The following is a 25,316-nucleotide window of genomic DNA, read 5'->3' as shown; positions in this document are numbered from 1 at the left end:
TGTTCGGTGCCCATCGTCCCCGTTGCTTCCCCAGGAAAACTCAGTGTCCGCGGCGCCCGCGTGCACAATCTCAAGAACGTCGACATCGACATCCCTCGAGACTCGCTGGTGGTCTTCACCGGCCTCTCCGGATCGGGGAAGTCGAGCCTCGCCTTCGACACGATCTTCGCCGAGGGGCAGCGTCGGTACGTCGAGTCGCTGAGCGCCTACGCGCGGCAGTTCCTCGGCCAGGTCGACCGGCCGGACGTCGATTTCATCGAGGGGCTGAGCCCGGCGGTGTCGATCGATCAGAAGTCGACGAACCGCAATCCTCGGTCGACGGTCGGCACGATCACCGAGATCTACGACTACATGCGTCTGCTCTGGGCGCGCATCGGCGTTCCGCACTGTCCGGTGTGCGGAGAGAAGATCCAGCGTCAGACCGTCCAGCAGATCGCCGACCAGCTCATGGAGCTGCCGGAGCGCACCCGCTACCAGGTCGTCGCGCCGATCGTCTCGCAGAAGAAGGGCGAGTTCGTCGACCTGTTCCGGGAGCTCGGGGCGAAGGGGTACTCGCGGGCGATCGTCGACGGCGAGCTCATCCAGCTGGCCGAGCCTCCGACGCTCAAGAAGAGCTACAAGCACGACATCGCCGTGGTCGTCGACCGCCTCGTCGCCTCGCCGGACATCCTCGGACGCGTGACCGACTCGGTGGAGACCGCTCTCGGACTCGCCGGCGGTGTGGTGCAGATCAACTACGTCGACGGCGAGGGCGACGACGCCTGGCAGACCTTCTCGGAGAAGCTCGCGTGCCCCAACGGCCACGCGCTCACCCTCACCGAGATCGAGCCGCGCACGTTCTCCTTCAACGCGCCGTTCGGCGCCTGCCCCGCCTGCTCGGGCCTCGGCACCCGCATGTCGGTGGACGTGGACCTGATGCTCGGCGACGAAGACCTCTCGATCCGCGAGGGCGTCATCATCCCGTGGACCACCCAGGGCAAGGGCCTCTTCCAGTACTACGAGCGCCTGCTCGAAGGACTCTCCCGCGACCTCGACTTCTCCCTCGACACCCCGTGGCGCGAACTGCACTCCGACGTCAAGGAAGCGGTGCTGCGCGGAGAGAACTACAAGGTCACGGTCAAGTGGAAGAACCGCTACGGCCGTGAGATGCGCTATGCCTCCGGCTTCGAGGGCGTGGTGCCGTACATCGAGCGGCAGTACCTGCAGGCCGAGTCCGACACGCAGCGCAGCCGGTGGGGCGAGTACCTCCGCGAGGTCCCGTGCCCGGTCTGCAATGGCGACCGTCTCAAGCCCGAGGTGCTGGCCGTGCAGGTACACGGTCACTCCATCGCCGAGGTCTCGCACCTGAGCCTGGCCGATGCCCGGGCCTTCATGGAGAAGCTGCACCTCACCGACCGCGAGGCCAAGATCGCCGCCCAGGTGCTCCGTGAGATCCGCCTGCGCCTCGACTTCCTCCTCCAGGTCGGTCTGTCCTACCTGAACCTCAGCCGCTCGGCGGGCTCGCTGTCGGGTGGCGAGGCCCAGCGCATCCGCCTCGCCACGCAGATCGGCTCCGGCCTGACCGGCGTGCTCTACGTCCTCGATGAACCGTCGATCGGACTGCACCAGCGCGACAACCGCCGACTCATCGAGACGCTGCTCACGCTGCGCGACCTCGGGAACACCCTGATCGTCGTCGAGCACGACGAAGAGACGATCGAGGCCGCGGACTGGGTGGTCGATATCGGTCCCGGCGCGGGTGTGAACGGCGGAGCGGTGGTCCACTCCGGGCCGTACTCGGCGCTGCTCGCCGACACCGACTCCATGACCGGCGACTATCTCTCGGGCCGTCGAGAGATCCCGATGCCGGCGAAGCGCCGGAAGATCGACAAGAAGCGCATGCTGAGCGTGGTGGGCGCGCGCGCCAACAACCTCCGCAACGTCACGGCGGACTTCCCGCTCGGCGTCCTCACCGCGGTCACCGGCGTCAGCGGATCCGGGAAGTCGTCCCTGGTGAATGACATCCTGTACCAGGTGCTCGCGTCGCGGCTCAACGGCGCGCGAACGGTGCCGGGCAAGCACACCCGCGTGACCGGCCTCGACAACCTCGACAAGGTCGTGCACGTCGACCAGGCACCGATCGGCCGCACCCCGCGATCGAACCCGGCGACCTACACGGGCGTCTTCGACCGCATCCGCACGCTCTTCAGCGAGACGCCCGAGGCGAAGGTCCGCGGCTACCAGCCGGGCCGGTTCAGCTTCAACGTCAAGGGCGGACGCTGCGAGGCCTGCTCGGGTGACGGCACGATCAAGATCGAGATGAACTTCCTCCCGGACGTGTACGTGGACTGCGAGGTGTGCCACGGCAAGCGGTACAACCGCGACACCCTCGCCGTGCACTACAAGGGCAAGAACATCGCCGAGGTGCTGGAGATGCCCATCGAGGAGGCGGCCGAGTTCTTCGAGCCGATCCAGGCCATCCACCGCTACATGAAGACCCTCGTCGACGTGGGGCTGGGGTACGTGCGCCTCGGCCAGTCGGCGACCACGCTGTCCGGCGGTGAGGCGCAGCGCGTGAAGCTCGCGACCGAGCTCCAGCGCCGCAGCAACGGGCGGAGCATCTACGTGCTCGACGAGCCGACGACGGGTCTGCACTTCGAGGACGTGCGCAAGCTCCTCGAGGTGCTGAACGGTCTGGTCGACAAGGGCAACACGGTGATCGTGATCGAGCACAACCTCGACGTGATCAAGTCGGCCGACTGGGTGATCGACCTGGGTCCGGAGGGCGGTTCCGGCGGCGGCACGATCCTCGCCACCGGCACGCCGGAGCAGATCGCGCGGGTCGAGGAGAGCCACACCGGCCAGTTCCTCGCCGAGATCCTGGGTGAGGGGCGCTCTGCGCGGAAGGCCAGCTGATGGCCGACGTGCTGCCGTACAAGCCCCGGGCGGGCGAGATCCCGACCGACCCGGGGGTGTACCGGTTCCGCGATGCCAACGGCCGGGTGCTGTACGTCGGGAAGGCGAAGAACCTCCGTCAGCGGCTGTCGAACTACTTCGCTCCGCTGCGGACGCTGCATGAGCGCACGCGTCGGATGGTGACGACGGCGGCGTCGGTGGAGTGGACGGTCGTGCCCACCGACGTCGACTCCCTTCAGCTCGAGTACATGTGGATCAAGGAGTTCGATCCGCCGTTCAACGTCAAGTACCGGGACGACAAGTCCTACCCGTTCATGGCGGTCACGCTGGGGGACGAGGCGCCGCGGGTGCTCGTGACCCGGAACCGGAAGATCCCCGGAGCCCGCTACTTCGGTCCTTATCCGAAGGTGTGGGCGGTGCACGAGACCATCGACCTGATGATCAAAGCCTTCCCCATCCGCACCTGCAGCGACGCGAGCTACAAGCGGGCGATGCAGACGGGCCGCCCGTGCTTCCCGGGGCAGATCGGCAAGTGCGGCGGGCCGTGCTCGATGACGGTGTCGATGGAGGAGCACCGCGCCATGGTCGACGATTTCGTCGCTTTCATGGCGGGCGGTGACGAACGCTTCACCCGCGAGCTCACGCAGCGCATGCTCGCCGCGTCGGCGGCCATGGACTACGAGGCGGCCGCGAAGTACCGGGACAAGCTCTCGGCGATCGAGGCCGTGCTCGGCAAGAGCGCCCTCGTGCTGCCGGCGGACGAGGACGCCGACCTGTTCGGCATCGCCGAGGACGAGCTCGCGGCCGCGGTGCAGCACTTCGTCATCCGCGGCGGTCGTGTCCGAGGGGTCCGGGCCCTGACGATCGAGAAGGAGATCGACATCTCCGGCGGGGAGCTCGTGGAGCAGGTCCTCCAGCAGGCGTACGGGGAGGCGCAGGACGTGCCACGTCGCATCCTCGTCCCTGTGCTTCCCGACGACGCCTCCGAGCTGGAGGCGTGGCTGCGTGAACGTCGAGGCCGGAAGGTCGAGATCGCGGTGGCGCACCGGGGCCAGCGGGCCGACCTCATGCGCACGGCCACCCTGAACGCCCAGCAGGCGCTGATCAGGCACAAGACGCGTCGGACGAGCGACTACGTCGCGCGCACGCAGGCGCTGACCGATCTGCAGGAAGCGCTGGGCATGGAGGAGGCGCCCCTCCGGATCGAGTGCTTCGACATCTCGCACCTCGGGGGCACGAACGTGGTCGCTTCCATGGTCGTGTTCGAGGATGGGCTGCCGCGGAAGGACCAGTACCGCACCTTCAACATCGCGGAGACCACCGACGACACCGACTCCATGTACCAGGTGCTGCGGCGTCGGCTCGCCTACCTCGACCGCCCGGAGGAGCAGGAGACCGTCGACCCCACCACCGAGGACGTGGTCGCGGAAGACGTCGGCGAGGCGGGTGTGCGCCGGAAGCCCCGGTTCGCCTACCCGCCGCAGCTGCTGCTCGTGGACGGCGGGCAGCCCCAGGTCGAGGCCGCAGCTCGAGCCCTCCGCGACGCGGGACACACCGAGATCGCCGTCTGCGGCATCGCCAAGCGCCTGGAGGAGATCTGGCTTCCGGGAGACGACTTCCCGGTCATCCTCCCGCGGACCAGCGAATCTCTCTACCTGCTCCAGCGGCTTCGCGATGAGGCGCATCGATTCGCCATCACGCACCAGCGGAAGAAGCGCAAGAAGGACATCACGACGGTGCTCGCCGAGGTGCCCGGTCTGGGGGCGTCGCGGATCAAGGTCCTGCTGAAGCACTTCGGCTCGGTCACGGCGCTGCGCGCCGCCGAACCCCACCAGATCCAGGAGGTCCAGGGGATCGGACCGGTGCTGGCCCAGAACATCCATACGCACCTGTCCACTCGCTAGGCTGGGAGGCCGAGGGGGAGAAGGAGCAGTGAGTAGCGATGTCTGACGGGGAGAAGGGCGAGTTCCTCATCGTCACCGGGATGTCCGGCGCGGGGCGCACCACGGTGGCCAATGCGCTCGAGGATCTCGGCTGGTACGTCGTTGACAACCTGCCGCCGCAGATTCTTCGTCCGCTGCTCGACCTCACCGGCATGGGCGGGGATTCGCTCCCGAAGGTCGCCGCGGTGGTCGACGTCCGCGGTCGCAACCTCTTCGACGACTTCCCCGAGGTGGCGCGTGTGCTGCGCACCCGGGGATCGATCCGCGTGCTGTTCCTCGATGCGTCTGACGACGTCCTCGTCCGTCGGTTCGAGGCGGTGCGTCGCCCCCACCCGCTCCAGGGCGATGGGACGCTCCTCGACGGCATCCGCACCGAGCGCACCCGGCTGGCGCCGATCCGCGAGGCCGCAGACCTCGTGATCGACACCACGGCGTTGAACATCCACCAGCTGGCGACGAAGGTGTCCGACATCTTCTCCGAGGAGGGGGAGGCCCGGCACCGGGTCACGCTGCTCAGCTTCGGATTCAAGTACGGGCTCCCCACCGATGTCGACGTCGTCGCCGACATGCGCTTCCTGCCGAACCCGTACTGGAACGAAGACCTGCGCGGACTCACGGGGCAGGATGAGACGGTACGCGAATACGTGCTCTCTCGCGACGGCGCGGAGGAGTTCCTCGACGCCTACGCGAAGGCTCTCGTGCCCGTCCTCGAGGGGTACCAGCGCGAGAACAAGAGCCACTCCACGATCGCCATCGGGTGCACGGGAGGCAAGCACCGTTCGGTCGCGATGTCCGAGGAGCTCGCCCGTCGACTGGCGGGAATCCCGGGCGTCGCGGTCAACGTCCGCCACCGTGACCTCGGCAGGGAATAGGCCCCCGAGCGAGTAAGCTGGAGGTTTGCGTCGCGACCCGGCGCGTGAACGTGAAGGAGTCTCGTGGCACTAACCACCGACGTCAAGGCTGAGCTCGTCAGCATCCGCAATGCACCCCCGACGGTGCGCGTCGCTGAGGTGACGGCCATCCTCCGGTTCGCCGGTGGTCTGCACTCCATCGCCGGCCGGGTGGCGGTGGAAGCGGAGGTCGATGCCGAGACCCTCGCCCGCCGCGTGGCTCGTGACCTCGCCGAGATCTACGGCGTCCGTCCGGAGATCGCCCAGGTGCAGTCGAGCACCGCCAACGACGGCGCCCGCTGGGCGGTGCGCGTCATCGCGCAGGGGGAGACCCTGGCCCGCCAGACCGGGCTTCTCGACCAGCGTCGCCGCCCGGTCCGCGGACTCCCGAACCGCCTCACCACGGGTTCCCGTGCGGAGGTCGCCGGCCTCTGGCGCGGGGCGTTCCTCGCCGCGGGGACGCTCAGCGAGCCGGGCCGCTCCGCCATGCTCGAGGTCGCCTGCCCGTCGTCCGAGGCGGCCATGGCGCTCGTGGGTGCCGCTCACCGTCTCGGCGTCGCCGCGAAGGCCCGCGAGGTCCGTGGGCTTCCCCGCGTAGTCGTCCGCGAGGGCGAGGCCATCCGCACCATTCTCAGCGAGATGGGCGCCCAGCGCACCGCCCTCGCCTGGGAGGAGCTGCGACAGCGCCGCGAGGTGCGCGCCGGCGTGAACAGGCTCGTCAACTTCGACGACGCGAACCTCCGCCGTTCCGCGCAGGCGGCCGTGGCGGCATGCGCCCGCGTCGAGCGTGCTCTCGAGATCCTGGCCGACGAGGTGCCCGACCACCTCCGTGTCGCCGGCGAGCTCCGCCTCGCGCACCGCGACGCCAGCCTCGACGAGCTGGGGCACCACGCCGACCCTCCGCTCACCAAGGACGCCGTGGCCGGCCGCATCCGCCGGCTGCTGGCGATGGCGGACAAGCGTGCGCAGCAGGAGGGCATCCCGGGGACCGAGGCCGCCGTCCCCGCAGGGCTCGACGTCTGACCCGGTGACGCCGCCCTGGACGGCGTGTCAACCCCTGGAAGGATCCGGACACCCGAGGCGTTGTCGTCAGTAGGATGAAAGTCGTCCGCTCTCCGTCGCACATCGGCGACGCGGAGCATCGGCAAGCGCCGCGGCGCGGCGCGGATTGGATGAATGCGATATGGCAACCTACACGCTCCCCGACCTTCCCTACGACTTCGCCGCTCTCGAGCCGCACATCAGCGGCAAGATCATGGAGCTGCACCACGACAAGCACCACGCGACGTATGTCGCAGGCGCCAACACCGCCCTGGAGCAGCTGGCCGAGGCCCGCGAGAGCGGCAACCTCGCGAACGTGAACAAGCTCGAGAAGGACCTCGCGTTCAACCTCGGCGGCCACGTCAACCACTCGATCTTCTGGACGAACCTCTCGCCGAACGGCGGCGGTCAGCCCGAGGGCGAGCTCAAGGCGGCCATCGACGAGTACTTCGGCTCCTTCGAGAAGTTCCAGGCGCACTTCACCGCCGCCGCCACCGGGATCCAGGGTTCCGGCTGGGCCGTCCTGAGCTGGGACTCGATCGGCTCGCGCCTCATCATCCAGCAGCTCTTCGACCAGCAGTCGAACACCGCGCAGGGCACCATCCCGCTGTTCCAGCTGGACATGTGGGAGCACGCCTTCTACCTCGACTACCTCAACGTGAAGGCCGACTACGTCAAGGCCGCGTGGAACATCGCCAACTGGGAGAACGTCGCCCAGCGCCTCGAGGTCGCCCGTCAGCAGACGAACGGCCTGCTGGTACTGTCGTAATCGGGTCGCGTCCCGGCGGGCCCACGGCTCGTCGGGGCGCCATCTCAGCCAAAAAACCCGCGCATGGCGCACGCTCGACGGCGGCGCTCGGCGCATGAGAAACAGGGAGACCTGAGTGTCTGTCAAGATCGGTATCAACGGCTTCGGCCGCATCGGACGCAACTACTTCCGCGCAGTTCTCGCGCAGGGAGCAGACCTTGAGATCGTCGCGGTCAACGACCTCACCGACAACAAGACCCTGGCACACCTGCTGAAGTACGACTCGGTCAGCGGTGTCCTCGACGCCGAGATCACGTACGACGACGACAGCATCAGCGTCGACGGCAAGGAGATCAAGGCCTTCGCAGAGCGTGACCCCGCCAACCTCCCGTGGGGCGAGCTGGGCGTGGACATCGTCATCGAGTCCACCGGCTTCTTCACCAACGCCGACGCCGCGCGCAAGCACATCGACGCGGGTGCGAAGAAGGTCGTCATCTCGGCTCCGGCCACGGGTGACGACCGCACCATCGTCATGGGCGTGAACGAGGAGACGTACAACCCGGAGACGGACCACATCATCTCCAACGCCTCCTGCACCACGAACTGCCTCGCGCCGCTGGCCAAGGTGTTCAACGACGCCTTCGGCATCGACCGCGGCTTCATGATGACGGCCCACGCGTACACCGCCGACCAGAACCTGCAGGACGGCCCCCACAAGGACCTCCGCCGCGCCCGCGCCGCCGCGATCAACATCACGCCGGCCTCGACGGGTGCCGCGAAGGCCATCGGCCTCGTCCTCCCGGAGCTGAACGGCAAGCTCAGCGGCTCGTCGTACCGCGTGCCGGTTCCCACGGGTTCGATCGTCGACCTCACCCTCATCACGGACCGCGAGAACCTCACGGTGGACGAGGTCAACGAGGCCTACAAGAAGGCTGCGGCCGACGGCCGTCTGGCCGGGTACCTGCAGTACAACGAGGACCCGATCGTGTCGAGCGACATCGTGCACAACCCGCACTCGTCGATCTTCGACTCCACGCTCACCAACGTCAGCGGCAACCTGATCAAGGTCTCGAGCTGGTACGACAACGAGTGGGGCTACTCCAACCGTCTCGTCGACCTGACCGAGTACGTCGCCGAGCGCATCTGAGCTCCGCCACATGACTCTGCGCACCCTGGACTCACTGGGTTCGCTCGAGGGCAAGCGCGTCATCGTCCGTTGTGATCTGAACGTCCCCCTGCGGGACGGGGTCATCACGGACGATGGCCGTGTCCGCGCCTCGCTGCCGACCCTGAAGACCCTCATCGACGCGGGCGCCCGCGTCGTCGTCTGCTCGCACCTCGGCCGTCCCGACGGCGCCCCCGACCCGCAGTACAGCCTCGAGCCGGTCGCCCAGCGGCTGTCCGAGCTGCTCGGCGCGCCGGTCGCCTTCGCCGGCGACACGGTCGGTGAGGCCGCGAGGGATGCCGTGGCGTCCCTCGAGAACGGTCAGGTCGTCGTGATCGAGAACCTCCGATTCAACCCGGGGGAGACCTCGAAGGACGACGCCGAGCGCGGTGCCTTCGCGGCACAGCTCGCGGAGCTGGGCGACGTGCTCGTCTCCGACGGCTTCGGCGTCGTGCACCGCAAGCAGGCGAGCGTCTACGACCTCGCGAAGCTGCTGCCCTCGGCGGCCGGCCTCCTGATCGCGACCGAGCTCGACGTGCTCGACCGCTTGACGGAGAACCCGGAGCGGCCGTACGCGGTCGTGCTCGGCGGGTCCAAGGTGAGCGACAAGCTCGGAGTCATTTCCCACCTGCTGCCGCGGGTGGACCGCATCCTCGTCGGCGGCGGCATGCTCTTCACCTTCCTGAAGGCGCAGGGCCATGCCGTCGCGTCGAGCCTCCTTGAGGAGGACCAGCTCGACACCGTCCGCGGGTACATCGCCGAAGCGGCGGAGCGCGGCGTGGAGCTCGTGCTCCCCACCGATGTGGTGGTCGCCGCATCCTTCGGCGCCGACGCGGACCACGAGGTGGCTGCCGCGGACGCGATCGAGGAGACGGCGTTCGGCTCGTCGGGCATCGGCCTCGACATCGGACCGGAGACCGCGGCGCGCTTCGCCGAGGTCATCCGCGGATCGAAGACGGTGTTCTGGAACGGCCCGATGGGCGTGTTCGAGTTCCCGGCCTTCGCCGCGGGCACCAAGGCGGTCGCGCAGGCGCTGACCGAGGTCGACGGCCTCAGTGTGGTCGGTGGCGGCGACTCCGCCGCAGCCGTCCGCCAGCTCGGATTCACCGACGACCAGTTCGGGCACATCTCGACCGGCGGCGGTGCGAGCCTCGAATTCCTCGAGGGCAAGAAACTACCTGGGCTGGAGGTCCTCGGATGGGCGTGAGCTCCCGTACCCCGCTGATCGCGGGCAACTGGAAGATGAACCTGGATCACCTGCAGGCGGTGGCGTTCGTGCAGAAGCTGCACTGGACGCTGAAGGACGCCAAGCACGAGGACGGCTCCGTGGAGGTGGCGGTCTTCCCGCCCTTCACCGATATCCGCAGCGTGCAGACGCTGATCGACGCGGACAAGATCCCGTTCGCGTTCGGTGCGCAGGACGTCTCGGCGCACGACTCCGGTGCGTACACCGGCGAGATCTCCGGGGCGTTCCTGGCGAAGCTCGACGCGAAGTACGTCATCATCGGACACTCCGAGCGTCGCGAGTATCACGCCGAGTCCGACGAGATCGTGGCCGGCAAGGTGAAGGCTGCGCTCAAGCACGGCCTCTCCCCGGTGATCTGCGTCGGCGAGACGGCGGAGGACCTGGAGAAGTTCGGTGCCAGCGCGGTTCCGGCCGGACAGCTCGAGGTCGCCCTTCAGGGCGTCTCCCCGTCCGCTGACATCGTCGTGGCGTATGAGCCCGTCTGGGCCATCGGATCGGGCCAGGCGGCCACCCCGCAGCAGGCGCAGGACGTCTGCGCGGCGCTCCGCGGTGTGATCGCGAAGGTCCTCGGCGACGAGGCGGCGGCCCGCACCCGCATCCTCTACGGCGGATCGGTCAAGGCGGCGAACATCGCCAGCTTCATGCGCGAGCCCGACGTGGACGGCGCTCTGGTCGGCGGCGCGAGCCTCGTCGTCGACGAGTTCGCGGCGATCATCCGCTTCGAGAAGCACGTCGGCGTGTGAGTGCGGCGGGGCTTCGGCCCCGCTGCACCGTATACTTGACCGTTACGGGGGCGCTCCGGCCCCAGCGAAAGGCTCTTTCCGTGGCAATTCTCGAGTTCGTCCTGCAGGTCGTGCTGGGCATCACCAGCGTCCTGCTGACTCTCCTCATCCTCTTGCACAAGGGTCGCGGCGGCGGCCTGTCCGACATGTTCGGTGGCGGCATGACCACTGCGGTCGGCTCCTCCGGTCTCGCGGAGCGGAACCTGAACCGCTTCACCGTCGTCCTGGCGCTCACGTGGTTCATCGCCATCGTGGCGCTAGGCCTCATCACGAAGTTCGAGGTGATCTGATGGCTACCGGTGGAAACGCGATCCGCGGTACCCGTGTCGGTTCCGGTCCCATGGGGGAGCAGGACCACGGCTACCACGCCGACCGCATCGCGGTGTCGTACTGGGACGGTCTCGGCAACGAGACGGTCCGCTACTTCGCCGCCGGTCTCCCCGAGGAGGAGATCCCGGAGATCATCGATCACCCGCAGTCGGGTCTTCCGGCCGGGCGGGATAAGGAGAACCCTCCCGCGGTCGCCAAGGCCGAGCCGTACAAGACGCACCTGGCCTACGTGAAGGAGCGTCGCACGGACGAGGAGGCCGTCCAGCTCCTGGAGGACGCCCTCACCCAGCTCCGCGAGCGTCGGGGTCAGTGACCGCCGACTGAGCGAGAGGAGAAGCCGCCGTGGCGACCACGGCGGCTTCTTCCGTCTCAGCGGCAGCCGGCCGCCGCGTCGATGTAGTTCTGCGGGGGATACCCGTAGGCCCAGACCCCGTTCGCATCGTCCGTGAAGCCCATGCTGATCGCCCAGGCCGTCGCCCACTTCTCGATGCTGTCCTGGGTGGATGAGTCGTACAGGTCCTGACATTTGACGCTGATGGCGTGGCCCACCTCGTGGGCGACGAGCGCCTTGCTGCGTTCCGCTGGCCACTGCTCCGCGACCGAGTCCGACAGCTCGATGACTGCGCGTCCCGGCGTGTCCCACCACCAGGTCGTGTATCCGCCCATGCTGCCGTTGTACCCGGCGCCGTTGACGACGGGGGCCCAGTCGAACTCCAGCAGGACCCCGGGGGCGAGGGACCGGGCGAAGGCCTCGATCGCCAGTCGGGCGGCGCGGAGCGGTCCCGCCTTCTCCGCCAGTTCCGCCTTCTCCGCCGAGACGACCTCGGTCGCCGCCTTCTGCAGGGCGACGTAGGCCGCCGCGGCCGCGTCGTCGACCTCGGTGACGGCGAGAGCATCCGCGGCGGCTCCGCGCAGAGCGATCACGGCGGCGTTGCGGGTCGACGGATGCGCGCTCTCGAAGGCACCGGCGGCCTCGGCTGCGGCGGTGAGCACGGCCACGCCGTTCGTCCGGACCGCGTCCACGCTCGCGGCGGCGGACGTGGAGGCACTGTCCATCGACTCGGCGACGTCGCGCAGGATGCTCTGGTCCTCGGCGAGACGGCTCGTCGCGGCGAAGAGGTCCCAGAACCAGCCGGGTTTCGTCTCGTCCGCCGGGAGCCGCGTCGCGAGGACGTCCTCAGCCTCGGCGCCGGTGGCCTCGCCCTCCGCCACGGCGGAGTCCAGGGCCGCCCAGAGGTCCTCGGGAACGGCGAGCGCGGGCGCGCCGGTGTCGATGATGACGTGGCCGGCATCCGTCGCCGCGATCAGATCGGCGGTCCGCTGCCGGAGTTCCGTCTGCTGGGCGGTCACCGATCGAGTGGCGTCCTCGACCCCGCTGGCGGCCTCGTCATATCCCTGGTTCGCGACGAGCTGCGTGATGCCGAGACCCGTCAACACCGCGACCGTGCCGACGGTGCCGGCGAGGACGCCCCTGAGCCGTCGCCGGTCACGCGGCGATCGTGGCGGGACGGGAGCGGAGGAGACGACGGGAGGGAGACGGTGCCCGCCCGGAGCCGGCCCCGAGGCGGTCGCGGCCACCGACGGGGGAGGGACGGTCACGAGGCGCTCATCTCGGCAGGCCTTCCGGTCGGGAGCTGATCCTGTCAGCGTATTCGACCGAGGTGACGACGTGGAGGGGGTGACGGGAATCGAACCCGCGCAATCAGTTTGGAAGACTGAGACTCTACCATTGAGCTACACCCCCGGAACCGGAGTCCGGACTCCATCGATCATAGCGGACGGTCGGGCGTGCTCCTGTCCGTTAGACTCGATGGGGCTGAATCTGCGTGCGGATTCCCCGGGGCGTAGCTCAGCTTGGTAGAGCGCCCGCTTTGGGAGCGGGAGGTCGCAGGTTCAACTCCAGTCGCCCCGACTCGACCCCACGACCTTCCAGCCGCGTTCCGCGCGGAAACCACAAGGAGAACACACCAGCATGGCGAACAGCACCGTCGAGAAGCTGACCCCGACCCGGGTCAAGCTCACCATCACGGTCACCCCGGACGACCTCAAGCCCAGCATCGCGCACGCCTACGAGCACATCGCGCAGGACGTCCAGATCCCCGGCTTCCGCAAGGGCAAGGTGCCCGCTCCGATCATCGACCAGCGCATCGGCCGCGGCGCCGTCATCGAACACGCCGTGAACGAGGGCCTGGACAAGTTCTTCCGCGAGGCGACCGCCGAGCACAAGCTCCGCATCGTCGGCCGCCCGTCGGCCGAGATCACGCAGTGGCCGAACGAGAAGGACTTCTCGGGCGACCTCCTCGTCGACGTCGAGGTCGACGTCCGCCCGGAGATCGAACTGCCCGACTACGCGGGCATCACCCTCGAGGTCGACGCCGTGGAGGCCGACGAGGCCGCCCTCGACGCGGAGCTGGAGAACATGCGCGCCCGCTTCGGCACGCTCATCCCCGTCGACCGCCCCGCGGCCACGGGCGACTTCGTCGAGCTGGACCTCGTCGCCACCATCGACGGCGCCGAGATCGACCGCGCCGAGGGCGTCTCGTACGAGATCGGCTCCGGCGAGCTCCTCGAGGGCATCGACGACGCGATCGAGTCGCTCACCGCCGGTGAGGACACCACCTTCCGCTCCGCCCTCGTCGGCGGCGACCACGCCGGCAAGGAGGCGGAGGTCTCCGTCACCGTCAAGGCGGTCAAGGAGCGCGAGCTCCCCGAGGCCGACGACGAGTTCGCGCAGATCGCGAGCGAGTTCGACACGATCGCCGAGCTGCGCGACAGCCTGCGCGAGCGCGTGGAGCAGCAGGGCGTCTTCACGCAGGGCTCCGCCGCCCGCGACAAGCTCGTCGAGACGCTGCTCGCGCAGATCGAGATCCCCGTCCCGCCGCAGCTCATCGAGGACGAGGTGCACAACCACCTCGAGGGCGAGGGTCGTCTCGAGGACGACGTGCACCGCGCCGAGGTGACCGAGGCCAGCGAGAAGCAGTTCCGCACGCAGGTGCTGCTCGACACGATCGCCGAGCAGGCCGACGTGCAGGTCTCGCAGGAGGAGCTCTCGCAGTACCTCATCCAGTCCGCCGCGCAGTACGGCATGGCGCCGCAGGAGTTCGTGGAGGCGCTGCAGTCCTCGAACCAGCTCCCCGCGCTGGTCGGCGAGGTCGCCCGGAACAAGGCGCTCGCGATCGCCCTGGGCAAGGTCAAGGTCGTGGACACCAACGGCAAGGCCGTCGACCTCTCCGACTTCGTCGTGACCGACGACGAGGCCGAGGCCGAGGGCGAGAAGGCCCCCGAGGCCGAGGAGAAGCCGGCCGCGAAGAAGAAGGCCCCCGCCAAGAAGCCGGCCGCCAAGAAGGACGCCGACGCGGACGAGAAGCCCGCCGCGGAGAAGAAGCCCGCCGCCAAGAAGCCGGCGGCGAAGAAGGCTCCGGCCAAGAAGGACGCCGACGCCGCCGAGTGATCGGCATAGTCGAGTGAAGAGGGCGGGTGCTGCGGCATCCGCCCTCTTTCTCATCGAGGGAAGGATCACGGGATGACGAGCTGGGACGATTGCATCGAGCAGGTGTGGGCGGAGGCCTCCGGAGAGGAGGTCGGCGACGAGACGATCGCCCGCATCGACGCTCTCGCCGCCGAACGGGGTGCAGACGACGCCCGGGCCGAGTTCGAGCGCGCCGGTGCTCGCGATTCCGCGGGACGCCCGGCGGAGGCCGTAGAGCTGTACCGCCGCGCTCTGGCCCTTGGCCTCGACGAGGAGCATCGCCCCCAGTGTGTGATCCAGCTCGCGAGCTCGCTGCGCAACCTCGGAGACTACGACGAGGCGCTACGGGTGATCCGCGCCGAGGAGGAACTGGCGGCGGACGGGCCGTATCGCGACGCGGTCGCGGTGGTGCACGCCCTCATCCTCGCGAGCGCCGGCCGGCCCGCTCAGGGCCTGTCGGTGGCCATCCTCGCGCTCGTCCCGCACCTGCCGCGCTATCACCGGTCGATGACGGCGTACGCGCACGAGATCGCCGCCAGCGACACCTGATATGCCGACGGCGAACACGACCTAGGGGCTGTGCGCGCGCCGGTAGATTCGAATCACTGAAACACGGAAGCAGGAGCTGACATGGCTGAACCCCTCGTCGCGACAAGCGTCTTCGACAGGTTGCTGAAGGACCGCATCATCTGGCTCGGCTCGGAGGTGCGAGACGACAACGCCAACGAGATCTGCGCGAAGATCCTCCTTCTCGCCGCCGAAGACTCCGAGAAGGACATCTACCTCTACATCAACTCGCCCGGCGGGTCGATCACCGCGGGCATGGCGATCTACGACACGATGCAGTTCGTGCCGAACGACATCGTCACCGTCGGCATCGGCATGGCCGCGTCCATGGGACAGCTGCTGCTGACCAGCGGCACCAAGGGCAAGCGCTACATCACGCCGAACGCCCGCGTGCTGCTGCACCAGCCGCACGGCGGCTTCGGCGGCACGGCGAGCGACATCCAGACCCAGGCGCAGCTCATCCTGTCGATGAAGAAGCGCCTCGCCGAGATCACCGCCTCGCAGACCGGCAAGCCCGTCGAGCAGATCAACGCCGACGGCGACCGCGACCGCTGGTTCACGGCGGAGGAGGCCCTCGAGTACGGCTTCGTCGACCACATCCGCGAGCACGCCAGCGACGTCACCGGCGGCGGCGGCACGGGCGTCGAGTAAGGATTCGAGAGGACACCATGTACACACCCACGTTCCAGTCCGCCGGAAACCTGCCCTCCAGCCGTTATGTGCTGCCGCAGTTCGAGGAGCGCACCGCCTACGGCTTCAAGCGCCAGGACCCGTACAACAAGCTGTTCGAAGACCGCGTGATCTTCCTCGGCGTGCAGGTCGACGACGCGTCGGCCGACGACGTCATGGCGCAGCTCCTCGTCCTGGAGAGCCAGGACTCCGAGCGCGACATCACCATGTACATCAACTCGCCCGGTGGCTCCTTCACCGCGATGACGGCGATCTACGACACGATGCAGTACGTCGCGCCGCAGATCCAGACCGTCGTGCTCGGCCAGGCGGCCTCGGCCGCCTCCGTGCTGCTCGCGGCGGGTGCCCCCGGCAAGCGTCTCGCGCTGCCGAACGCCCGCGTGCTGATGCACCAGCCGGCGATGGGGGAGGCCGGACACGGTCAGGCCTCCGACATCGAGATCCAGGCGGCGGAGATCCTCCGCATGCGCACCTGGCTGGAGGAGACCATGGCCCGTCACACCGGCAAGCCGGTCGAGCAGGTCAATCGCGACATCGATCGCGACAAGATCCTCTCGGCCAACGAGGCGCTGGAGTACGGCATCGTCGACCAGGTGCTCACCTCGCGCAAGCGCGCGTAGTCCGCATCCGCAGAAGAGGACGCCCGTCGGTCGACGGGCGTCCTCTTCGCGTCTCCGGCGGATGCGCGCGGGAGGATGGCGGGACTGCGCATATGAGCAGATGGGTGCGCGAACGCTGAATCCGGCCTACCCTGGAGGAGGAAGGAGGACACCGTGGAAGAAGATCTGCTCATGGTCCGGGTCGCCGAGCTGTACTACGACGAGGACAAGACGCAGGACGAGATCGGTGGTCTCCTGAAGATCTCCCGCTGGAAGGTCGGGCGCCTCCTCACGCAGGCGCGGCAGCGCGGCATCGTCCGCATCGAGATCGTCCACCCGCGCGCCCGTCGGCTCGGCCTCGAGCGCGAACTCGTGGAGCGCTTCGGGCTCACCGACGCCGTGGTCGTCCCCTCGCCGGAGGGCGACGAGGGCACCCTGGAGCGCGTCGCTCAGGCGGCGGCCGACTTCCTGACCGCCCTCCGCCCTGTTCCGCGCACGCTCGGCGTGAGCTGGGGCAAGACGCTCCGCGCCGTGGCCGAGGCCCTGCCCGACGGCTGGGCGAACGGCGTCACCGTCGTGCAGCTCAACGGCGGCGTCAGCCTCAACCGGCGCTCGGGCGGGGCGGCGGGACTCGCGGTGACCATCGCCCAGCGCGCCTCCGGCCAGGTCTCGCTGCTGCCGAGCCCCGCGATCCTGGAGCACGTCGAGACGAAGCAGGCCATCGAAGGCGACCGCACCGTCGCGGCGGTGCTGGAGGAGGCCGCGGACGCCCAGGCGTTCCTGTTCACCGCCGGACCGTGCGATGCGACCTCCGCCCACGTCGAGAACGGCTATCTCACCGCCGCCGATGTGGAGGAGCTGGCGCGCCGCGGTGCCGTCGGTGACGTCCTCGGGCGCTACGTCGACGCCGAGGGCAACATCGTCGACCCGCAGCTGGATGCCCGCACGGTCGGCGTCTCGCTCGACCGCCTGCGCGGCGCCGCGCGGGCCATCTTCGTGACGGCGGGCCCCGCCAAGCACGACATCGCGCGCACGGTCGTGACCAGCGGCCTGTGCGGGGTCCTGGTGACCGATGAGACCACAGCACGAGCATTGTTGGAGGAACAGTGACGACGACAGAACTCAGCCGCAGGACGGCGGTGGACGTCCTCGGCGGTGAGCCGGACGACGCGACCCTCCGTCGCTTCCTGCACGGCCTCCCCGGCGTGGACGCCGTCGGGCTGGAGCAGCGCGCTGCCGGCCTCGGCACCCGCTCCATCAAGACGACGTCGAAGGCGTGGGCGCTCGACACGATCATCACGCTGATCGACCTGACCACCCTGGAGGGCGCGGACACCCCCGGCAAGGTGCGCTCCCTCGTCGCCAAGGCGAAGAACCCCGACGCCGCCGACCCCTCGACGCCCCGCGTCGCTGCGGTTTGCGTCTACGGCGACATGGTCGCCGGCGCGGTCGAGGCCCTCGGCAGCCTGCACGGCGACCCCGATGACGGCCTCATCTCGGTCGCCGCGGTGGCGACCGCCTTCCCGAGCGGCCGGTCCTCCCTCGCGATCAAGCTCGCCGACACCGCGGAGGCGGTCGCGGCCGGTGCGGACGAGATCGACATGGTCATCGACCGCGGCGCGTTCCTGTCCGGGCGCTACGGACTGGTGTTCGACCAGATCGCCCAGGTCAAGGAAGCCTGCCGTCGTGAGGACGGCTCGTACGCCTCGCTCAAGGTGATCCTCGAGACCGGCGAGCTGAACACGTACGACAACATCAAGCGCGCCTCCTGGCTCGGCATCCTCGCTGGCGGCGACTTCATCAAGACCTCGACGGGCAAGGTGCAGCCGGCGGCGACGCTGCCGACCACGCTGCTCATGCTGGAGACGGTGCGCGACTGGTATCGCGGGACGGGCGAGCGCATCGGCGTGAAGCCCGCCGGCGGCATCCGCTCGTCCAAGGACGCGGTCAAGTACCTGGTGACCGTCGCCGAGACCGTGGGGGAGGAGTGGCTCCAACCGCACCTGTTCCGCTTCGGCGCCTCAAGCCTGCTCAACGACGTGCTCCTGCAGCGCCAGAAGCTCACCACCGGCCACTACTCCGGCCCCGACTACGTCACGATCGACTAGGAAACCCGACATGTCATTCCTGGAATACGCTCCGGCTCCGGAGTCCACGGCGGTGCTGAACCTCAAGGACAGCTACGGGCTGTTCATCGACGGCGAGTTCGTCGACGGCTCCGGCGCCCCCTTCCGCACCATCTCCCCGGCGACGGAGAAGGACATCGCCGAGATCGCCTCCGCCGACGACGCGGACATCGACCGCGCCGTCGCCGCGGCCCGTCGCGCCTACGACAAGGTCTGGTCGCGGATGAGCGGCCGCGATCGGGGCAAGTACCTGTTCCGCATCGCCCGGCTCGTGCAGGAGCGCGCCCGCGAGCTGGCCGTCGCGGAGAGCCTCGACAACGGCAAGCCGATCAAGGAGAGCCGTGATGTGGACGTGCCGCTCGTCGCGTCCTGGTTCTTCTACTACGCGGGCTGGGCCGACAAGCTCGACTACGCCGGTCTGGGCGCGAACCCTCGCGCCCTGGGCGTTGCCGGGCAGGTCATCCCGTGGAACTTCCCGCTGCTGATGCTCGCGTGGAAGCTGGCGCCCGCGCTGGCGGCCGGGAACACGGTCGTGCTCAAGCCGGCCGAGACCACGCCGCTGACGGCGCTGATCTTCGCCGAGATCCTGCAGCAGGCCGATCTTCCCGCCGGTGTGGTGAACATCGTCACCGGAGCCGGGGCGACCGGTGCCGCCCTGGTGCGTCACCCGGACGTCGACAAGGTCGCCTTCACCGGCTCGACGGGTGTCGGTCGCGACATCGCCCGTGCCGTGGCGGGGACGAACAAGAAGCTGACGCTGGAGCTGGGCGGCAAGGCTGCGAACATCGTGTTCGACGACGCGCCGATCGATCAGGCGGTCGAGGGCATCGTCAACGGCATCTTCTTCAACCAGGGTCACGTGTGCTGCGCCGGGAGTCGTCTGCTCGTGCAGGAGTCGATCCGCGACGAGGTCGTCGACCGACTGAAGAACCGGCTGTCGACGCTGCGTCTCGGTGACCCGCTCGACAAGAACACGGACATCGGCGCGATCAACTCGGCGGCGCAACTCGCCCGCATCCGCGAGCTGAGCGACATCGGTGAGGCCGAGGGCGCGGAGCGCTGGACCGCCGACTGCGCGATCCCGGAGCAGGGCTTCTGGTTCGCCCCGACGATCTTCACCGGCGTCGAGGCTTCGCACCGCATCGCCCGTGACGAGGTCTTCGGCCCGGTGCTGTCGGTCCTCACCTTCCGGACGCCCGCCGAGGCGATCGCGAAGGCCAACAACACCCCGTACGGTCTCTCCGCCGGCATCTGGTCCGACAAGGGCTCGCGCATCCTCGCGGTCGCTGATCGGCTGCGTGCGGGCGTCGTATGGGCGAACACGTTCAACCGTTTCGACCCGTCGAGCCCGTTCGGCGGCTACAAGGAGTCCGGGTTCGGCCGCGAGGGCGGTCGCCAGGGACTCACCGCCTACCTCAAGGGAGCCGCAGCATGAGCAAGCGACTGACCGTTCCGAAGACCTACAAGCTCGCCATCGGCGGGGCCTTCCCGCGCAGCGAGTCCGGACGCACCTACGAGGTCGTCTCCCGCAAGGGTGCCTTCCTCGCCAACGCCGCCCAGGCTTCTCGCAAGGATGCCCGCGACGCCGTCGTCGCCGCGCGCGCCGCCGTCAAGGGCTGGTCGGGGGCGACGGCCTACAACCGCGGCCAGGTGCTCTACCGGGTCGCCGAGGTGCTCGAAGGGCGTCGCGCGCAGTTCATCGACGAGATCGTGGCGCAAGAGGGCATCTCGACCTCGGCGGCCACGACGCAGGTCGACGAGGCGATCGACCTCTGGGTCTGGTACGCCGGCTGGTGCGACAAGTACGCCCAGGTGGCGGGCAACGCCAACCCCGTCTCCGGTCCGTACTTCAACATCTCGGTGCCAGAGCCCACCGGTGTGGTCGCCATCGTGGCCCCGCAAGACTCGGCGCTGCTCGGCTTGGTCTCGGTGGTCGCCCCCGCCCTCGTCGCCGGGAACACCGTCGTCGTGGTCGCGAGCGAGCAGTACCCGCTGTCCGCGATCAGTCTCGCGGAGGTGCTCGCGACCAGCGACGTGCCAGGGGGCGTGGTGAACGTGCTCACCGGCTCGCCGGCGGAGATCGCGCCGTGGCTCGCCTCGCACCAGGACGTGAACGCCCTCGACCTCGCCGGCGCGGGCGCACTGGAGTGGGTCGACATGCAGATCGCCGCCGCGGAGACGCTGAAGCGCGTGCTCGCCCCCGGCGACGTGGTCGCCTCGCCGGAGCGGATCGCCGCCTTCACCGAGGTCAAGACGGTCTGGCACACGAAGAGCATGGTCTGACGACCGCCACCGGGGAGCCCCGTCGCGATGCCCGCGTCGGGGCTCTTCGCGCAGGAACCGCCGAGCGACCCGTCGCCAATGCGGCCCGGTGTCGTATGCAGCGGTTAGGCTCGAAGAACGATCCTGATCCCCCCGAGGAGGACGCGCATGGCCCGCATCGGTGAAAGCGCTGACCTGTTCAAGTGCTCTTTCTGCGGAAAGAGCCAGAAGCAGGTGCAGCAGCTCATCGCCGGACCCGGCGTGTACATCTGCGACGAGTGCGTCGAGCTCTGCAATGAGATCATCGAAGAGCGCATGGCGGAGTCGTCCGCCGAGGGTGTCGCCGAGTTCGAGCTGCCGAAGCCCCGCGAGATCTTCACGTTCCTCGAGGAGTACGTCGTCGGACAGGAACCCGCGAAGCGCGCGCTGTCCGTCGCCGTCTACAACCACTACAAGCGCGTGCGCGCGCACGGCACCCTGCAGCCGGCCGAGCAGAAGGCCGAAGAGGTCGAGATCGCCAAGAGCAACATCCTGCTCATCGGCCCGACAGGCTGCGGCAAGACCTACCTGGCGCAGACGCTCGCCAAGCGCCTCAACGTGCCGTTCGCCGTCGCCGACGCGACGGCACTGACCGAGGCGGGCTACGTCGGCGAAGACGTCGAGAACATCCTGCTCAAGCTCATCCAGGCCGCCGACTACGACGTGAAGCGCGCCGAGCAGGGCATCATCTACATCGACGAGGTCGACAAGATCGCCCGCAAGGCCGAGAACCCGTCGATCACCCGCGATGTGTCGGGTGAGGGCGTGCAGCAGGCGCTGCTGAAGATCATCGAGGGCACGGTCGCCTCGGTGCCGCCGCAGGGGGGCCGCAAGCACCCGCACCAGGAGTTCCTGCAGATCGACACCTCGAACGTGCTCTTCATCGTGGCCGGGGCCTTCGCCGGGCTGGAGGACATCGTCTCGGCGCGCGTCGGCAAGCACGGTGTCGGCTTCGGCGCTCCGCTGCACGACAAGGGCAAAGACCTCGACCTGTTCAGCGAGGTGCTCCCGGAAGACCTCCACAAGTTCGGTCTCATCCCGGAGTTCATCGGTCGTCTGCCCGTCGTGACGAACGTGTCACCGCTCGACCAGGCCGCCCTCATCGACATCCTCACCGGTCCGCGCAACGCCCTCGTGAAGCAGTACCAGCGCATGTTCGAGCTCGACGGCGTCCAGCTGGAGTTCGAGGAGGACGCGCTGCGGTCGATCGCCGACCTCGCCGTCGAGCGCAAGACCGGGGCCCGCGGACTCCGCGCCATCCTGGAGGACGTGCTCGGTCCGGTGATGTTCGAGATCCCCTCTGCCGAAGACGTCGCGAAGGTGATCATCACGCGCGCGGCCGTCGACGAGGGCGCCCCGCCCACCATCGTGATGGAGCGCAAGCGCAAGAGCGCCTGATCCATGGGTGCCGACCCCGTTCCATGGACGACCGTCGCGCGGACGACGCTCGTCGCCGATCGGTGGATCACGGTGCATGCGGATGAGTGCCTGGACGAGAAGGCCCGGCGGATCGCGCCGTACTACGTCCTCGAGTACGGCGAGTGGGTCTCCGTCCTCGCCGTCGATCGCGACGGCGACGCGATCGTGGTCGAAGAGTACCGCCACGGAGCGGGAGTCCTCGCGTTGGGCACCGTCGGAGGGGGAGCGGAGCCGGGGGAGAGTCCGGAAGACGCGGCGACGCGCGAACTCCGGGAGGAGACCGGATGCGTCGCGGATGAGCTGGTGGCTCTCGGCGCGACGTGGGCGAACTTCGGAACGCACACGAACAAAGTGCATCACTTCCTCGCTCTCGGCTGCACGCGCGTCACTGAGCAGTCCCTGGACGAGCACGAGGCCATCGTCGTGCGGTCCCTGCCTCTCGACCGGGTGGGGGAGCACCTCACCCAGAGCTACCACCAGCTCACCTGGTACAAGGCGATGGACCGACTCCGGCGATAGGAGCTGAACGCCTGCTCAGGCCACGGGCATGAGCAGGTCGGTGCGGAGTTCGTCGGGAGCGACACCCGGGTCCGAGACGTAGACCTCGATCCAGACGCCGCGCGGGTGCAGCCCCGCCTCTTCGGCGCGCGCGACCAGCCCAGCCCAGCCGGCGCCGAGGCCGTCGTAGGAACCGAAGACGGTGGTCGCGACGGCCTGCCCGGTCGGCAGGGCCGACGCCACGATGGCAGTTCCGTCGCCCGTGGCGATCGGGTCGGAGGGTGGAGCCTGCACGGGGAAGCCGAGCTCCAGATCGAACACGCCCATCGGATCGCCGTGGTAGATCGCGACTGCCGGGCCGGCGGGAATCAGGGTGCCCGCAGCGAAGGCAGCACCGATCGCCGCGTATCCGGAGTCGAAGGCATCGCGGAGGTCGGAGATCCGGATGCCCCCATGACGGATGACGGCCAGCGGAACGGGCTCCAGCTCCAGACTGTCCGTCGGGCCGAAGGGAGCGTCAGGGAATGCGTCCATGCGCTCAGGGTCTCACGACTCAGGAATCCAGTCCACGGCGTTTCAGGAGCGGCCCGATCTCGGCATCCCGCCCGCGGAAGTCGCGGTACGCGGCCAGCGGGTCCTTCGAGCCTCCGACCCCGAGCAGCCGGTCGCGGAAGCGGTCCCCAGTGGCGCGGGTGAGGCCGCCGTTCTCCCGGAACCACTCCACGGCGTCGGCGTCGAGCACCTCACTCCAGATGTACGAGTAGTACCCGGCGCTGTACCCCCCGGAGAACACGTGGGCGAAGTAGGTGGAGGAGTACCGGGTCGGAACGGCGGGGTCGTCGAGCCCGATGTCCGCCAGCGCGGCCGCCTCGAAGCCTGCGACATCGTCCACCGTGTCCTCGGCGGAGAGCCGGTGCCACGCCTGATCCAGCCACGCCGCGGCGAGGTACTCGCTGGTCGCATGACCCTGGTCGAAGGTCGCGGTCTCCCGCAGCCGCTCCACGATGGCGGGATCCAGCGGTTCCCCGGTCTCGTGGTGCCGGGCGTAGTGGTCGAGGACCTCGGGCCAGAGGATCCACATCTCGTTCACCTGGCTGGGGAACTCGACGAAGTCGCGGAACACGTTGGTCCCGGCGAAGTGCGGGTAGGTCACCGTGGCGAACAGGCCGTGCAGCGCGTGCCCGAACTCATGGAAGAGCGTCGTCACCTCGTCGAGCGTCAGCAGCGTGGGCTCGCCGTCCCCGGGCTGCGGGACGTTGAGGTTGTTGACCACGACCGGGGCGCTGCCGCGCAGGCGGGACTGGCTCACGATCGCGTTCATCCAGGCGCCGCCGCGTTTGGAGTCGCGGGTGTAGAGGTCGAGCACGTAGAGCCCGAGCGGCGAGTCGTCGGCGTTGCGCACCTCGAAGACGCGGGCCTGCGGGTGGTAGGCAGCGAGGTCGTGCCGTTCGTGGAAGGTCACCCCGTACAGGCGGGTCGCCGCGAAGAAGACGCCATCCTGCAGCACGCGCTCCGCCTCGAACCAGGGGCGCAGGGCGGCGGTGTCGATGTCGTAGCGCGCAGTGCGCACGCGCTCCGTGTAGAACGCCCAGTCGTGGGCCGCCACGGGGAAGGGCTCCGGTTCGGTCTCGTCGACGATCGCCTGGAGGGCGGCACGTTCGGCGCGGGCGTTCCGCGCAGACGGCGTGGCCAGCCGGCGCAGCATCTGCTCCACGGCCTCCGGGGAGCCCGCCGTCTCGTCGGCGGTGATGTACGCGGCATGCGACGGGTACCCGAGGAGGCGCGCGCGCTCGGCGCGGAGGCGCACGATCTCGCGCAGCACCGGGCGGTTGTCGTTGCCGTTGTCCCGTGATCCGCGCGCGCGGGACGCCGCCATGATCCGGTGGCGGGATTCCCGCACCGCGAGCCGGGCGAGCGCCGGATGGCCGGTGAACAGCGGCAGGGTGAGGAGGTAACGGCCGTCGAGCCCGCGGTCGGCCGCGGCGCGCGCGGTGGCGGACAGCTCACCCGGGCTCAGGCCCTCCAGCTCGGCGGCGGAGTCGAAGACCACGGCGAGGTCGTTCGTATCGCTCAGCAGGTTCCGCTCGAACGTATTCGTGAGCACCGACAGCTTCTGGTTCAGAACCGTGAGCTGCGCCTTCGCCTCGTCGCCGAGCGCGGCGCCGGCATGCGTCATCTCGCGGTGGTAGCGCTCCACGAGATAGCGCTGCTCAGGATCGAGGTCGAGGGTGTCGCGTTGCTCGTACACAGAGGCCACGCGCGCGTAGAGCGCCGCATCGAGTGTGATCGCATCCTGATGGGCAGCCATGAGCGGCGCGAGCTCCTCGTCGATCGCCTGGATCTCCGGTGTGGCATCGGCGGAGCTCACCGTGTAGAACGTGTGGGCCACCCGGTCGAGGAGCTCGCCGGACCTCTCCAGTGCCTCGAGGGTGTTCTCAAACGTCGGCATCGACCGTACGCGGGTGATGTTCGCGACCTCGGCGAGCTGCTCCGCGAACCCGGCGCGGAAGGCGGGGAGGTAGTGCTCCGGGCGGATGGCCCGATAGTCCGGGAGCCCGAAGGGGAGGGTCGACGGCTGCAGCAGCGGGTTCGTGGCGTCGCTCATCC

Annotated in this window: 23 protein-coding genes and 2 tRNA genes; 21 read left to right on the top strand and 4 right to left on the bottom strand. The window is 68.9% G+C overall.

What is annotated here, in order from left to right; translation table 11 throughout:
* The first annotated feature begins 6 nt into the window (after window positions 1-6).
* From uvrA to WFJ36_RS06365, 10 genes are all read left to right on the top strand, one after another.
* Window positions 7-2,895 (top strand): excinuclease ABC subunit UvrA, encoded by a 2,889-nt coding sequence (uvrA, locus tag WFJ36_RS06410; protein WP_060921194.1) that lies wholly within the window; start codon window positions 7-9, stop codon window positions 2,893-2,895.
* Window positions 2,895-4,799 (top strand): excinuclease ABC subunit UvrC, encoded by a 1,905-nt coding sequence (gene uvrC, locus WFJ36_RS06405; protein WP_336642920.1) that lies wholly within the window; start codon window positions 2,895-2,897, stop codon window positions 4,797-4,799. Before uvrA ends, uvrC begins: the two co-directional genes overlap by 1 nt.
* Before the next feature lie 38 nt (window positions 4,800-4,837).
* Entirely contained in the window at window positions 4,838-5,710 is an 873-nt protein-coding gene (gene rapZ / locus WFJ36_RS06400) for an RNase adapter RapZ (protein WP_060921192.1), read from the top strand.
* Between the two features lie 63 nt (window positions 5,711-5,773).
* Complete coding sequence (whiA, locus tag WFJ36_RS06395) at window positions 5,774-6,751, top strand: DNA-binding protein WhiA (RefSeq protein ID WP_060921191.1); 978 nt, start codon at window positions 5,774-5,776, stop codon at window positions 6,749-6,751.
* Between the two features lie 160 nt (window positions 6,752-6,911).
* A complete protein-coding gene (locus tag WFJ36_RS06390; RefSeq protein ID WP_025105027.1) occupies window positions 6,912-7,538 on the top strand; it encodes a superoxide dismutase in 627 nt (208 codons plus the stop codon).
* A 115-nt stretch (window positions 7,539-7,653) separates the two neighbouring features.
* Window positions 7,654-8,664 (top strand): type I glyceraldehyde-3-phosphate dehydrogenase, encoded by a 1,011-nt coding sequence (gene gap, locus WFJ36_RS06385; protein WP_292791294.1) that lies wholly within the window; start codon window positions 7,654-7,656, stop codon window positions 8,662-8,664.
* A gap of 10 nt (window positions 8,665-8,674) precedes the next feature.
* Window positions 8,675-9,889: a phosphoglycerate kinase gene (locus WFJ36_RS06380; protein WP_336642919.1), complete on the top strand. Its 1,215-nt coding sequence runs from the start codon at window positions 8,675-8,677 to the stop codon at window positions 9,887-9,889.
* A complete protein-coding gene (tpiA, locus tag WFJ36_RS06375; protein WP_071329583.1) occupies window positions 9,880-10,671 on the top strand; it encodes a triose-phosphate isomerase in 792 nt (263 codons plus the stop codon). Before WFJ36_RS06380 ends, tpiA begins: the two co-directional genes overlap by 10 nt.
* A gap of 80 nt (window positions 10,672-10,751) precedes the next feature.
* Window positions 10,752-11,000 carry a preprotein translocase subunit SecG gene (gene secG / locus WFJ36_RS06370; RefSeq protein WP_025105023.1) on the top strand — a complete coding sequence of 83 codons (249 nt, stop codon included), beginning with the start codon at window positions 10,752-10,754 and terminating at the stop codon, window positions 10,998-11,000.
* Window positions 11,000-11,353, top strand: a complete 354-nt coding sequence (locus WFJ36_RS06365; protein ID WP_025105022.1) for an RNA polymerase-binding protein RbpA — start codon at window positions 11,000-11,002, stop codon at window positions 11,351-11,353. The genes secG and WFJ36_RS06365 overlap by 1 nt, the downstream gene beginning before the upstream one ends.
* A 56-nt stretch (window positions 11,354-11,409) precedes the next feature.
* Here the strand turns inward: WFJ36_RS06365 and WFJ36_RS06360 are convergent, their stop codons facing one another.
* A complete protein-coding gene (locus WFJ36_RS06360; RefSeq protein ID WP_336642918.1) occupies window positions 11,410-12,639 on the bottom strand; it encodes a hypothetical protein in 1,230 nt (409 codons plus the stop codon).
* A gap of 71 nt (window positions 12,640-12,710) precedes the next feature.
* A tRNA-Gly gene (locus WFJ36_RS06355) sits at window positions 12,711-12,784 on the bottom strand.
* 94 nt (window positions 12,785-12,878) lie between these two features.
* Here WFJ36_RS06355 and WFJ36_RS06350 point away from each other — a divergent pair.
* From WFJ36_RS06350 to WFJ36_RS06300, 11 genes are all read left to right on the top strand, one after another.
* Window positions 12,879-12,952, top strand: a tRNA-Pro gene (locus tag WFJ36_RS06350).
* A 60-nt stretch (window positions 12,953-13,012) separates the two neighbouring features.
* A complete protein-coding gene (gene tig, locus WFJ36_RS06345; protein ID WP_071329581.1) occupies window positions 13,013-14,491 on the top strand; it encodes a trigger factor in 1,479 nt (492 codons plus the stop codon).
* Between the two features lie 72 nt (window positions 14,492-14,563).
* Window positions 14,564-15,058 carry a tetratricopeptide repeat protein gene (locus tag WFJ36_RS06340; protein WP_336642917.1) on the top strand — a complete coding sequence of 165 codons (495 nt, stop codon included), beginning with the start codon at window positions 14,564-14,566 and terminating at the stop codon, window positions 15,056-15,058.
* Between the two features lie 81 nt (window positions 15,059-15,139).
* Window positions 15,140-15,727, top strand: a complete 588-nt coding sequence (locus tag WFJ36_RS06335; protein ID WP_025105018.1) for an ATP-dependent Clp protease proteolytic subunit — start codon at window positions 15,140-15,142, stop codon at window positions 15,725-15,727.
* Window positions 15,728-15,744: 17 nt separating this feature from the next.
* Complete coding sequence (locus tag WFJ36_RS06330) at window positions 15,745-16,386, top strand: ATP-dependent Clp protease proteolytic subunit (RefSeq protein ID WP_025105017.1); 642 nt, start codon at window positions 15,745-15,747, stop codon at window positions 16,384-16,386.
* Window positions 16,387-16,539: 153 nt separating this feature from the next.
* On the top strand, window positions 16,540-17,475 hold the full coding sequence (locus WFJ36_RS06325; RefSeq protein ID WP_060921184.1) for a sugar-binding transcriptional regulator: 936 nt from the start codon (window positions 16,540-16,542) through the stop codon (window positions 17,473-17,475).
* A complete protein-coding gene (gene deoC / locus WFJ36_RS06320) occupies window positions 17,472-18,473 on the top strand; it encodes a deoxyribose-phosphate aldolase (RefSeq protein WP_143049305.1) in 1,002 nt (333 codons plus the stop codon). Before WFJ36_RS06325 ends, deoC begins: the two co-directional genes overlap by 4 nt.
* A 10-nt stretch (window positions 18,474-18,483) precedes the next feature.
* On the top strand, window positions 18,484-19,926 hold the full coding sequence (locus WFJ36_RS06315; RefSeq protein ID WP_336642916.1) for an aldehyde dehydrogenase family protein: 1,443 nt from the start codon (window positions 18,484-18,486) through the stop codon (window positions 19,924-19,926).
* Complete coding sequence (locus tag WFJ36_RS06310) at window positions 19,923-20,774, top strand: aldehyde dehydrogenase family protein (protein ID WP_071329578.1); 852 nt, start codon at window positions 19,923-19,925, stop codon at window positions 20,772-20,774. The genes WFJ36_RS06315 and WFJ36_RS06310 overlap by 4 nt, the downstream gene beginning before the upstream one ends.
* Before the next feature lie 147 nt (window positions 20,775-20,921).
* The gene (gene clpX, locus WFJ36_RS06305; protein WP_025105011.1) at window positions 20,922-22,190 is read left to right on the top strand and encodes an ATP-dependent Clp protease ATP-binding subunit ClpX; all 1,269 of its coding nucleotides are present in this window, start codon (window positions 20,922-20,924) and stop codon (window positions 22,188-22,190) included.
* Window positions 22,191-22,193: 3 nt separating this feature from the next.
* Window positions 22,194-22,730 carry an NUDIX hydrolase gene (locus WFJ36_RS06300; RefSeq protein WP_336642915.1) on the top strand — a complete coding sequence of 179 codons (537 nt, stop codon included), beginning with the start codon at window positions 22,194-22,196 and terminating at the stop codon, window positions 22,728-22,730.
* A gap of 15 nt (window positions 22,731-22,745) precedes the next feature.
* Here WFJ36_RS06300 and WFJ36_RS06295 read toward each other — a convergent pair whose 3' ends face one another.
* Window positions 22,746-23,243: a GyrI-like domain-containing protein gene (locus WFJ36_RS06295; RefSeq protein ID WP_336642914.1), complete on the bottom strand. Its 498-nt coding sequence runs from the start codon at window positions 23,241-23,243 to the stop codon at window positions 22,746-22,748.
* Between the two features lie 19 nt (window positions 23,244-23,262).
* Window positions 23,263-25,314 (bottom strand): M3 family metallopeptidase, encoded by a 2,052-nt coding sequence (locus tag WFJ36_RS06290; protein ID WP_336642913.1) that lies wholly within the window; start codon window positions 25,312-25,314, stop codon window positions 23,263-23,265.
* Window positions 25,315-25,316 lie beyond the last annotated feature (2 nt).

Source organism: Microbacterium sp. MMO-113 (assembly GCF_037148555.1).
Lineage (GTDB): Bacteria > Actinomycetota > Actinomycetes > Actinomycetales > Microbacteriaceae > Microbacterium.
The sequence above is the reverse complement of the archived record's forward strand: the minus strand, read 5'-3'. Positions and strand labels throughout refer to the sequence as shown.